This window comes from Cryobacterium sp. N21, from assembly GCF_002929575.1.
In the GTDB taxonomy this organism is placed as follows: Bacteria; Actinomycetota; Actinomycetes; order Actinomycetales; family Microbacteriaceae; genus Cryobacterium; species Cryobacterium flavum.
In genome coordinates, this window is record NZ_PJJQ01000032.1 from 280,879 (window position 1) to 291,674 (window position 10,796).

The 10,796-nt window shown below is 65.9% G+C and carries 10 protein-coding genes; 9 read left to right on the plus strand and 1 reads right to left on the minus strand.

Annotation, left to right across the window (positions count from 1 at the left end; genetic code table 11):
- Positions 1 to 19 precede the first annotated feature (19 nt).
- The 3 genes from hflX to metE all read left to right on the plus strand — a co-directional run bounded on the left by hflX (position 20) and on the right by metE (position 5,229).
- Positions 20 to 1,612, plus strand: coding sequence for a GTPase HflX (hflX, locus tag CXY77_RS10010; protein WP_092341041.1), 1,593 nt, complete (start codon positions 20 to 22; stop codon positions 1,610 to 1,612).
- A gap of 221 nt (positions 1,613 to 1,833) precedes the next feature.
- Complete coding sequence (locus CXY77_RS10015) at positions 1,834 to 2,799, plus strand: methylenetetrahydrofolate reductase (protein ID WP_092341042.1); 966 nt, start codon at positions 1,834 to 1,836, stop codon at positions 2,797 to 2,799.
- Between the two features lie 87 nt (positions 2,800 to 2,886).
- The gene (gene metE / locus CXY77_RS10020; RefSeq protein WP_092341043.1) at positions 2,887 to 5,229 is read left to right on the plus strand and encodes a 5-methyltetrahydropteroyltriglutamate--homocysteine S-methyltransferase; all 2,343 of its coding nucleotides are present in this window, start codon (positions 2,887 to 2,889) and stop codon (positions 5,227 to 5,229) included.
- 54 nt (positions 5,230 to 5,283) lie between these two features.
- Here the strand turns inward: metE and lexA are convergent, their stop codons facing one another.
- On the minus strand, positions 5,284 to 5,988 hold the full coding sequence (lexA, locus tag CXY77_RS10025) for a transcriptional repressor LexA (protein WP_092341044.1): 705 nt from the start codon (positions 5,986 to 5,988) through the stop codon (positions 5,284 to 5,286).
- 291 nt (positions 5,989 to 6,279) lie between these two features.
- On the opposite strand from lexA, the gene CXY77_RS10030 reads away from it, so the two are divergent.
- The 6 genes from CXY77_RS10030 (at position 6,280) to CXY77_RS10055 (ending at position 10,778) form a co-directional block, all read left to right on the plus strand.
- A complete protein-coding gene (locus CXY77_RS10030; protein WP_092341045.1) occupies positions 6,280 to 6,708 on the plus strand; it encodes a LysM peptidoglycan-binding domain-containing protein in 429 nt (142 codons plus the stop codon).
- Between the two features lie 31 nt (positions 6,709 to 6,739).
- Entirely contained in the window at positions 6,740 to 7,834 is a 1,095-nt protein-coding gene (locus CXY77_RS10035; RefSeq protein ID WP_092341046.1) for a histidinol-phosphate transaminase, read from the plus strand.
- A gap of 4 nt (positions 7,835 to 7,838) precedes the next feature.
- Positions 7,839 to 8,462, plus strand: coding sequence for an imidazoleglycerol-phosphate dehydratase HisB (gene hisB, locus CXY77_RS10040; RefSeq protein ID WP_092341047.1), 624 nt, complete (start codon positions 7,839 to 7,841; stop codon positions 8,460 to 8,462).
- Positions 8,459 to 9,088 carry an imidazole glycerol phosphate synthase subunit HisH gene (hisH, locus tag CXY77_RS10045; protein ID WP_092341048.1) on the plus strand — a complete coding sequence of 210 codons (630 nt, stop codon included), beginning with the start codon at positions 8,459 to 8,461 and terminating at the stop codon, positions 9,086 to 9,088. The genes hisB and hisH overlap by 4 nt, the downstream gene beginning before the upstream one ends.
- Before the next feature lie 83 nt (positions 9,089 to 9,171).
- Positions 9,172 to 9,918, plus strand: coding sequence for a bifunctional 1-(5-phosphoribosyl)-5-((5-phosphoribosylamino)methylideneamino)imidazole-4-carboxamide isomerase/phosphoribosylanthranilate isomerase PriA (gene priA / locus CXY77_RS10050; protein WP_092341049.1), 747 nt, complete (start codon positions 9,172 to 9,174; stop codon positions 9,916 to 9,918).
- Positions 9,918 to 10,778, plus strand: a complete 861-nt coding sequence (locus tag CXY77_RS10055; protein WP_092341050.1) for an SseB family protein — start codon at positions 9,918 to 9,920, stop codon at positions 10,776 to 10,778. Before priA ends, CXY77_RS10055 begins: the two co-directional genes overlap by 1 nt.
- Positions 10,779 to 10,796: the final 18 nt, after the last annotated feature.

Consider the following 10,796-nt stretch of genomic DNA (forward strand, 5'->3'; position numbering starts at 1 on the left):
TTGAACTAAGGTTAATGGGATGAATGATCCAACGGCGCCCTCGGGCAACGACGCGGTAGAAAACACCGCGGTAGTAAACACAGGTGCAGAAGCCCCAGACGCAGACGATGTCGTCGCGCGCGTGTTGGCCAGCGCCGACAGCAAGGCTGCCGGCTACTCCCTGTTCCGCAGCGGGGCAGCCCAGGCCCTGCAAACTCACGCATCCGGCGAGTACGACGGTAGCGAGCACGACGGCGACCAGTCCGAACGTGCTGACCGCAACGCCCTGCGGCGAGTCGGCGGGCTATCGACCGAGCTGGAAGACGTCACCGAGGTTGAGTACCGCCAACTGCGGCTCGAAAACGTCGTTCTCGTGGGTGTTTACACGCACGGCACGGTCGATGACGCCGAGAACTCCATGCGCGAACTGGCCGCCCTCGCCGAAACCGCCGGGGCAACCGTACTCGACGGTCTGCTGCAGCGCCGGGCCACCCCCGACCCGAGCACCTACCTCGGCAAGGGCAAGGCCCAGGAAGTCGCCGACATCGTGAAGGCGCTCGGCGCCGACACCGTCATCGCCGACACCGAACTCGCGCCCAGCCAGCGCCGTGCCCTCGAAGACGTGGTCAAAGTGAAGGTCATCGACCGTACAGCCGTCATCCTCGACATTTTCAGCCAGCACGCCAAGAGCCGAGAGGGCAAGGCGCAGGTCGAACTCGCCCAGATGGCCTACATGCTCCCGCGCCTGCGTGGCTGGGGTGACTCGATGTCTCGCCAGGCCGGTGGCCAGGTCGGTGGCACCGGTGCCGGCATGGGCTCCCGTGGCCCCGGTGAGACCAAGATCGAACTCGACCGACGCCGCATTCACACCCGGATGTCCAAACTGCGTAAGCAGATGGTCGAGATGAAGCCGGCCCGCGAGGCCAAACGCGCCAACCGCAAGCGCAATGCCGTTCCCTCGGTCGCCATCGTCGGCTACACCAACGCCGGCAAGTCCAGCCTGCTCAACCGCATCACCAAGGCCGGAGTGCTGGTCGAGAACTCCCTGTTCGCGACCCTCGACGCCACCGTGCGCAAGTCGACGACCGCCGACGGGCGTCTGTACACCCTCACCGACACGGTCGGTTTCGTGCGCAACCTGCCGCACCAGCTGGTCGAAGCCTTTCGCTCGACCCTGGAAGAAGTCGCCGACGCCGACGTCATCGTGCACGTCGTCGACGGCTCCCACCCCGACCCCGTGGCCCAGCTCGCCACCGTGCGCGACGTCATCTCCGAGGTCGGCGCCCGCGATATTCCCGAACTGGTCGTCTTCAACAAGAGCGACCTGATCAGCGACGACGACCGGCTGGTACTGCGCGGCCTGGAGCCGAAGGCAACATTCGTGTCGGCCCGCACCGGTGAGGGCATCGACACTGTGCTCGCTGCCGTTGCGCTGCTGCTGCCGACACCGCAGATCGAACTCGACCTGCTCATTCCCTATGATCGCGGCGACCTCATCGCCGTTCTGCACGACGTGGGCCGCATCGAGACGACCGAGTACATCGAGACCGGCACCCACGTCACTGCGTTCGTCACTCCCGAGATCGAGCCGCAGTTCGCTCCCTTCGTCATTCTGCCCACGCTCTCCGCCTGATTCCCACCGCCCGTCGGCGCACCAATGACACGAACTGTCACATTGGTGCGACCCGGCGCTGGTGTTGTTAGTGTCTAATCAATCGTTGCCGACGGAATCCATTCCCCGGCATGGAGCGACAGCCGAGCCCGGCACCCGCCCGCGAAAACCCACCAGTGTTCTGGTGTGTCCGCGGCCGCCCGGCCATCACCCGCTGTACCGTTTCTGCCGAATGAGGACCCATGACCGCCCCAACGCCCAACGCGTGTGACGCCCGCCCGGCGTTCTCGTTCGAGGTGTACCCGCCGAAATCGGTGGCCGCAGCATCCGCTCTCACCCGCACCATCGATCACCTTGCCGCCGCCGGCCCCGAGTTCATCTCGGTCACCTACGGCGCCAACGGTTCGTCGCGCAATTCCTCGCTCGACGTGCTGCGCTACATCAAAGACCACACCTCAGTGGATGCCATGGCTCATCTCACCTGCGTCGGCTCCTCGCACACAGAAGCCAGCCGCCTCATTCGCGAGTTTCTCGACGCCGGCATCCGCAGCTTTCTGGCCATTCGCGGCGACGCGCCGCAGGGCGCGGATGAGGGCGACACCACCTTTCTCGGCGACCTGCACAGCGCGGGGGAGCTGGTCCAGCTCATCCATCGAGTGCAGATCGAACGGGTGCCGTACATCGAGACGGTGATTCCGGGCCTGCCCGGTGCCCGCGGGGTGAAAACGGAACGCAGCAAGGTACGCATCGGCGTTGCGGCCTTCCCCAACGGCCACCCGAACTCGCGGTCGGTCACCCAAGACATCGACACCCTGCTGGCCAAGCAGGCCGCCGGAGCCAACCTGGCGATCACCCAGCTGTTCTTCCACGCCGACGACTACCTGAGCTTCATCCAGCGGGCTCGCTCCGCCGGAGTGCTCTTACCGATCCTTCCCGGCATCATGCCGGTGACCAGCCCGAACCGGTTGCGCCGTATTCTGCAGCTCTCCGGCGAGAAGCTGCCCGCCGAACTGTCCATCCAGCTCGAGGTCGAACCGACCGACGAAGGCCAGCGCCAGATCGGCATCGACTACGCCGTACGCCTCGGCCAGGACGTTCTCGCGGGCGGCGCCCCCGGGCTTCACCTCTACGCCTTCAACCAGCACGACACCGTGCTGAAGGTTCTCGAAGGGTGTGGGGCACTGCCAGTGCCCGCTGCCATGCCCTAGGCCGCACGCCGCTCAGGCGCGAGGCCCACCCACCACGTTCGTTCCTCCGACCGTTCCAGCCATCATCGCTCCAGTGAAGGAATCACCATGCCCATTTCGCCAGTTTCCAGCACCTTTCCCACCGGCACCATCCTCGGCTACCCACGCATCGGCCGACGGCGCGAACTGAAGAAAGCCGTCGAAGCGTTCTGGTCGGGGACGATCGACGCGCCGGCCCTGGAGGCCGTCGCCGCTGGGCTGCGGCAGCAGACCCGCGATCGGCTCGCCAGTCTCGGGCTGGGCCGCACCGACTCGTCGATCCCCGAGTCGTTCTCCTACTACGACCAGGTGCTCGACACCATCGTTGCCGTCGGCGCGGTTCCCGCCCGGTTCGCCTCGCTCGTCGCCGCTGACGGCACCCTCGACCTGGCCGGATACTTTACGCTGGCCCGTGGCGCGGGCGAGAACCTGCCCCTCGAGATGACCAAGTGGTTCGACTCCAACTACCACTACCTCGTGCCCGAGATCGGACCGGAGACCGCGTTCTCGCTGGCCGGCGACCGCATCGTACGTGAATTCATCGAGGCCAAAGCGGCCGGGTTCCTCACCCGTCCGGTGCTCGTCGGCCCGGTCACTTTCCTGCTGCTCAGCAAGGCCAGTGACGAAGCCCCGGCTGGCTTTTCGCCCCTGTCGCGGCTGGACGATCTCCTTCCCGTGTATGCGGCGCTCCTGGCGCGGTTAGCGAATGCCGGAGCCGACTGGGTGCAGCTCGATGAGCCGGGCCTGGTCAGTGAATCCATCGACGTGCCGCGCGCGGAGACGCTGGCGGCCGTCGCATCCGCTTATGGAGTGCTTGGTCGACTGACCGGCCGGCCCGCCCTGTTTGTTGCCGCGCCCTACGGCAGCCTCGACGACGCCCTGCCGGTGCTTGCGGCCACCGCCGTCGAGGCGATCGGGCTGGACCTGGTGCGGGGCACCCTGCCCCGGGCCGTCCTCGGACTGGCCGACAAGACCCTCGTCGCCGGCGTCATTGACGGGCACAACATCTGGCGCGGCGATCTCGCCGGTGCCTTCGAGGCCGCCGAGAGCGTGCGTGCCCTCTCCGCATCGGTCACCGTGTCCACTTCGACGTCACTGCTGCACGTGCCGCACGATGTTGCCGACGAGACATCGCTGCCGGGCTCACTGACCAGATGGCTGGCCTTCGCCGACCAAAAGGTCGGTCAGGTCGCCACCCTCGCGCTCGGACTCACCGCCGGACGTGAGGCCATCGCGGCGCCGCTGGCCGAGGCCGAGGCGGCCCTGGCGGCCAGGCGCAGCGCTCCCGGCGTGCGTGACGGAGCCGTGCGCGGCCGTGCCGCCGCGCTGAGGGAAGCCGACTTCACTCGTGGCGACTACGCCGATCGACTCCTCGCCCAGGAGGCGGCGCTGCACCTTCCGCCACTGCCAACGACCACGATCGGATCCTTCCCACAGACCGCCGACATTCGCCGAGCACGCGCACAGTTCCTCAAGGGAACCCTGGCAGCGGATGCCTACCGCGAGCTGATGCGCGCCGAGATCGGCCGCGTTGTGCAGTTGCAAGAGGAGATCGGACTTGACGTGCTCGTGCACGGCGAACCCGAACGCAATGACATGGTGCAGTACTTCGCCGAGAACCTCGACGGATTCGCCGTGACCGAGAACGGCTGGGTACAGTCCTACGGCAGCCGCTGCACCCGGCCGTCCATTCTGTGGGGTGACGTGTCGCGCCCGGCACCGATCACCGTCGACTGGTCGGTCTACACGCAGAGCCTCACCACCAAGCCGGTCAAGGGCATGCTCACCGGCCCGGTGACGATTCTGGCCTGGTCCTTTGTGCGCGACGACCAGCCGCTGGGCGAGACCGCCCGCCAAGTGGCGCTGGCCCTGCGCGATGAAATCTCCGACCTCGAGGCCGCGGGCATCAAGATCGTTCAGGTCGACGAGCCGGCCCTGCGCGAACTTCTGCCGCTGAAGAAGAAGGATCAGGCCGACTACCTGGACTGGTCGGTCGGGTCTTTCCGGCTCGCCACGGCCGGGGTCGCGGATGCGACCCAGATCCACACCCACCTCTGCTATTCAGAATTCGGTGTTGTCATCGAAGCCATTCGCAACCTCGACGCCGACGTCACGAGCATCGAAGCGGCCCGGTCACGCATGGAAGTTGTGCGGGAAATCGAGGCGGGCGGCTTCGACCACGGCATTGGCGCCGGCATCTACGACATCCACTCGCCGCGCGTACCGAGTGTGGACGAGTTGACCATCCTGCTCGACACCGCCCTGGAATCCATTCCCGAACGCCAAGTGTGGGTGAACCCGGACTGCGGACTGAAAACGCGTGGCTACGACGAGACCGTGCAGTCGCTGCACAACATGCTCGCCGCGACGCGGGTGGTGCGCGAACGCCTCGATGCCACCGTCGGCGTCTAGCGGGGCAGACCGAAAACAGGCCCGATCACCGGTTGGTGGTCGGGCCTTCGTAGATTAAACCGAACGCAGCACCGCGACGACCTTGCCGAGGATGTCCGCAAAGTCGCCGACAATCGGTTCGAAGTTGCTGTTGCGCGGCAGCAGCCAGGTGTGGCCATCGCGCTTTCGCAGAACCTTCACGGTGGCCTCGTTGTCGAGCATGGCCGCGACGATCTCGCCATTCTCCGCGGTCTTCTGCTGGCGAACCACGACCCAGTCGCCGTCGCAGATGGCGGCGTCGATCATGGACTCACCCACGACCTTGAGCATGAACAGCTCGCCCTGCCCAACGAGTTGGCGGGGGAGCGGGAAAATCTCGTCGATCTGTTGGTCGGCCGTGATCGGGATTCCCGCGGCGATACGACCGACGAGGGGCACCATCGCGGCGTCGCCGACCTGAACGCCGGGGTGGAAGCTGTCCTGGTCACCGGTACCGACATCTTCGGGAGCGCGCTGAATCTCGATGAGAACTTCGAGTGCCCGCGGACGATTCGGGTCGCGGCGCAGGTAGCCACTGAGTTCGAGTTGATTGAGCTGATGGGTCACGCTCGACAGTGAGGCGAGCCCGACCGCGTCACCGATCTCACGCATGCTCGGCGGGTACCCGCGCGAACTCACCGAACGCTGAATCACGTCGAGAATAGCGAGCTGCCGCTGGCTCAAACTCTTGCGGCGCCGGGTGCCGCCCTTGTCACGGGTACCGCTGGTGTCCTGTGTCACGATGTGCCCTCCTGGAGTTGGCCCCGCGTGGTCTGAAACCGTGTCACACGGGGATGTCGGTGGTGTCTGGTTGAGTGTAAATCAAGCAATTGGCCTATCGAAAGTTTATCCAGTTCCGAGCCCTGCAACAAACACTTATTCGAGTGTGTTGCGCGAAATTCGGGGTGAGGATCAGAAAAAGCTTGCATGTTCGATTGTTCGAAGTTATATTCGGAACATAGTTTCGTATCCGGCCTTCCCGGCCGAGGGCCGGATACGAGACTCGCAGCCCGCCTACCTTGGAGGTTTGACATGACCACAGCACTTGCACCCACAGCCCGTGAATACGGCGCTTCTCGTACCCCCGGCACCCGTCTGCACCTCACCCGGCGTGGGCGAGTGGTGTTCACGACCCTCGCAGCCGTGCCCCTCGTCATCGGTGCCGTCGCATTCGCCCTCAACGGGGGAGCGGCCGGCGCATCCAATTCCGCCACGGGCATCGACCTCACGTCGTACACGACCGACTCCGGAATCGTGGCGACGCTGGCCTACTCGCCGACCGACGTCGGGTCTGCCCGGTTCATCACAGTCGAACCCGGCCAAACCCTGTGGGACCTCGCCGAAGAGGTCTCGCCGTCCGCCGACCCGCGCGACGTCGTCGCCGACATCAAACGACTGAACGCGCTCACCGTCGAAACGCTCCAGCCCGGTCAGCGACTCGAACTGCCCGCCAACTCGTAAGTAGCAATGCGCGCCAGCACAGGGTCGTAGCATGGAGAGTGTGACCACTCTCGACGATCTTCCGCTCCGCACCAACCTGCAAGGCCTCACCCCGTACGGTGCTCCGCAACTGCACGTTCCGGTGGCCCTGAACGTCAACGAGAACACGCACCCAATTCCCGAAGCAGTGGCCCGCGACATTCTCGCCGGCCTGGCCGAGGCCATCCGCTCGGTGAATCGCTACCCCGACCGCGAGTTCACCGCCCTGCGTGAGGCACTCGCGCAGTATCTTGGCGAGGCACTCACCTCCGACAACATCTGGGCGGCCAACGGCTCCAACGAAGTGCTCCAGCAGGTACTGCAGGCTTTCGGTGGACCTGGGCGCACCCTGCTCGGGTTTGCCCCCACCTATTCGATGTACTCGATCCTCGCGGCCGGAACCGACACCACCTGGATTGCCGGCACGCGCGATGCCGACTACGAGCTGTCGCCGGCCACCGCAGTGAGCCAGATCACTCGCACCAATCCGGACATCATCTTTCTCTGCTCACCGAACAACCCCACCGGCACCCCGCTCTCGCTCGAGACCATCGCCGCCGCCTACGACGCGACCGATGGCATCGTCGTCGTCGACGAGGCCTACGCCGAGTTCGCGCCCGCCGGAACTCCGAGTGCGCTCACCTTGCTGCCAGGCCGGGAGCGACTGTTGGTCTCACGCACAATGAGCAAGGCCTTTGCCTTTGCCGGTGCGCGGGTCGGCTATCTGGCTGCCGATCCGGCGGTAACGGATGCCCTGCGCCTGGTTCGCCTGCCGTACCACCTCTCCACCTTCACCCAGGCCGCCGCAAACGCTGCCCTGGCGCACAGCGCGGAGATGCTCGCCATGGTCGACGATATTCGTGGACAGCGCGATCGGCTCGTGGTCGAGCTGGCCGGTCTGGGCTATGCCCCGCACCGAAGCTGGAGCAACTTCGTATTATTCGGGGGAGTGGCCGACCCGCAGCAGACGTTTGAGGCGCTGCTGGCGGAGGGAATTCTCATTCGTGATGTCGGTATCCCGAACCACTTGCGGGTGACGGCGGGTACCGAGAAGGAGACTTCGCTGTTCCTTGACGCTCTGGCCCGCCTCGGACGACCGATAAACTAGCGCTATGAGCTCACCTGTTGGCATTTCCGCGCCCCGCGTCGCACACCTGCAACGGGAGACGAGTGAATCCAGCATCGATCTCTCACTGAACCTCGATGGCACCGGCGTCAGCGATATCCACACCTCGGTGCCGTTTTACGACCACCTGCTGACAGCCTTCGCCAAGCACTCCCTGACCGACCTCACGGTGCGCGCCAGCGGTGACATCGAAATAGACGTGCACCACACCGTCGAAGACGTGGGAATCGTGCTCGGCCAGGCCATTCGCCAGGCGCTCGGCGACAAGTCGGGCATCTCCCGCTACGGTGATGCCCTCGTGCCACTCGACGAGGCGCTCGCCCAGGCCGTCGTCGATATCTCGGGTCGCCCCTACCTCGTGCACGCCGGCGAGCCGGCCGGCTTCGAATTCCACCTCATCGGCGGACACTTCACCGGCTCCATGGTGCGTCACGTCTTCGAAGCGATCACTTTTCACGCCGGGCTGACCGTGCACGTCACCGTGCTGGGCGGCCGCGACCCGCACCACATCGCCGAAGCCGAGTTCAAGGCCTTCGCCCGTGCGTTCCGTCTCGCCAAGGCCCTAGACCCGCTCGTGCAGGGCATCCCCTCCACCAAGGGAGCCCTGTGACTCGGGTCGTCGTCTTCGATTACGGCACCGGCAACGTGCACTCCGCGGTCAAGGCGCTCGAACTGGCCGGTGCTGACGTCACCCTGACGAGCGACCGCACGGTCGCGCTCGAAGCCGACGGCCTCGTCGTGCCCGGTGTTGGCGCGTTCAGCGCCGTCATGCAGGCCTTCAAAGCGGTTCGCGGCGACGAGATCGTCGACCGTCGCCTGGCCGGCGATCGCCCGGTGCTCGGAATCTGCGTGGGAATGCAGGTCATGTTCGAGCACGGGGTCGAACGAGACGTCGACACCGAGGGCCTCGGCGAATGGCCCGGAACGGTCACCGAACTTCCCGCCGCGATCCTGCCGCACATGGGCTGGAACACCGTCACGAGCGCGCCGGGCTCCGAGCTGTTTCGCGGGATCGAAGACGAGCGATTCTACTTCGTGCACTCCTACGCCGCGCAGTCCTGGACGCTTGAGGTCATGCCCCCGTTCCCCGAACCACGGCTCACCTGGGCCGAACACGGAGCGCCGTTCCTGGCCGCGATCGAGAACGGTCCGCTCACCGCAACCCAGTTCCACCCGGAGAAATCGGGCGAGGCGGGCATCCGCTTGTTGAAAAACTGGATCGGTACCCTGCGCTAATAGAACTGCGCGCCTAGACTGCACAATCCGCCCCACCACTATGAAATTGGCCGCAGCCTGCGACCGCACAACCGAGGACACCAATGAGCGAGTTCAACAAGACACCGAGGCTCGTCCTCCTGCCCGCCGTCGATGTGGCCGGAGGCAAGGCCGTGCGCCTGACGCAGGGCGAGGCGGGTACGGAAACGAACTACGGTGACCCCGTAGATGCTGCGGCCGACTGGGCCAGACAGGGCGCCGAATGGATTCACCTCGTGGACCTCGATGCGGCATTCGGCCGCGGCACCAACACCGGCGTGATCAAGAAGGTCATTCGCCAGGTCAAGGGTGTCAACATCGAGCTGTCCGGTGGTATCCGCGATGATGCATCGCTGGAAGCAGCACTGACAACGGGCGTCAAACGCATCAACCTCGGAACCGCGGCCCTGGAAAACCCGGAGTGGGCGGCCAGCGTGATCGCGCAATACGGCGAGGCCGTGGCCGTGGGACTCGACGTGCGCGGCACGACCCTCGCGGCCCGCGGCTGGACCAAGGACGGGGGCGACCTGTGGCAGGTGCTCGAACGGCTGGAGGAGGCCGGCTGTGCTCGATATGTCGTGACCGACGTCACGAAGGACGGCACCCTGCAAGGCCCGAACATCGACCTGCTCCGCCAGGTACTCGATCGCACCCGCAAGCCGGTCATCGCCTCCGGCGGTATCTCCAGCCTCGATGACATCGAAGCGCTGCGCAAGCTGGTGCCGCTCGGCCTGGAAGGTGCCATCGTTGGCAAAGCGCTCTATGCCGGCGCGTTCACTCTGGCCGAGGCCCTGGACGTCGCGGGGGACTAATGGCAAAGGCGCGCAACCTCGGCTCAACGGGCGATCCCTCCGGTCGACCGGGTTCACAGAGCCAGCCCGGTTCCCAAAGCTCGCCGGGCCAGCCCGGTGAGCCGAGCGAGCTGGCCGATTCGGCCGGTCAGCCCTGGGCCGGCCGAGGATTCGAGGCCAATCTGGACGCCGGCGATGACGGGTCAGCCCCCGCCGCGCTTGCCGAGGCGCTCACCCGCTTTCAGGCCCGGGAAGCGGGCGAAGAAAGCGTCATCGACGCCATCCGCGGTTCCCGCCTGCTGATTCCGCTGGTGACGAAGCTCGGCGAGGCCGCCCTGAACGCACGCGGGCAGACGATCGATAAAACCCAGGAGCTGTCGATCATCACCGTGGCCGGTCCCGACGGCCGCACCGTGTTACCCGCCTTCTCCTCCACGGCCGCCATGACGGCCTGGAATCCCCTCGCCCGACCCGTTCCAGCGGATGCCGTGCGCGTCGCCCTGGCCGCCGCGCAGGAAAACACCGACCTCGTGGTGCTCGACCCCACCTCGCCCGGCGAATTCGTCATCCGGCGACCGGCGCTCTGGGCGATCGCCCAATCCCTGCCCTGGACACCGAGTTATGCCAGCCATCATGTGGCCGACGCGTTCGCCGCATCCATCGCAACGGAGCTGTCGGTGCTGACCGTTCAGCTCTCAGCCGGCGACCCGTTGGGGCGGCTGGAGGGGCCCGAACTGGTGGTACAACTGGAACTGGTCGACGGCCTCACCCAGCCCGACCTGGACACCATTCTGAGCCGGCTCGGCACTCGCTGGTCGGAGAGCGAGGTCATTACGACCGGTGTCGATTCGCTGCGGGTGAAGCTCATCGCCTCGGCCTAGATTTTGCGCAGCACGAAT

Coding starts and splice junctions, on each gene's coding strand:
- priA (WP_092341049.1), top strand. CDS start 9,172: ATGAGCGAGTTCAACAAGACACCGAGGCTCGTCCTCCTGCCCGCCGTC.
- CXY77_RS10035 (WP_092341046.1), top strand. CDS start 6,740: ATGGAGAGTGTGACCACTCTCGACGATCTTCCGCTCCGCACCAACCTG.
- CXY77_RS10030 (WP_092341045.1), top strand. CDS start 6,280: ATGACCACAGCACTTGCACCCACAGCCCGTGAATACGGCGCTTCTCGT.
- hisB (WP_092341047.1), top strand. CDS start 7,839: ATGAGCTCACCTGTTGGCATTTCCGCGCCCCGCGTCGCACACCTGCAA.
- CXY77_RS10055 (WP_092341050.1), top strand. CDS start 9,918: ATGGCAAAGGCGCGCAACCTCGGCTCAACGGGCGATCCCTCCGGTCGA.
- hflX (WP_092341041.1), top strand. CDS start 20: ATGAATGATCCAACGGCGCCCTCGGGCAACGACGCGGTAGAAAACACC.
- CXY77_RS10015 (WP_092341042.1), top strand. CDS start 1,834: ATGACCGCCCCAACGCCCAACGCGTGTGACGCCCGCCCGGCGTTCTCG.
- metE (WP_092341043.1), top strand. CDS start 2,887: ATGCCCATTTCGCCAGTTTCCAGCACCTTTCCCACCGGCACCATCCTC.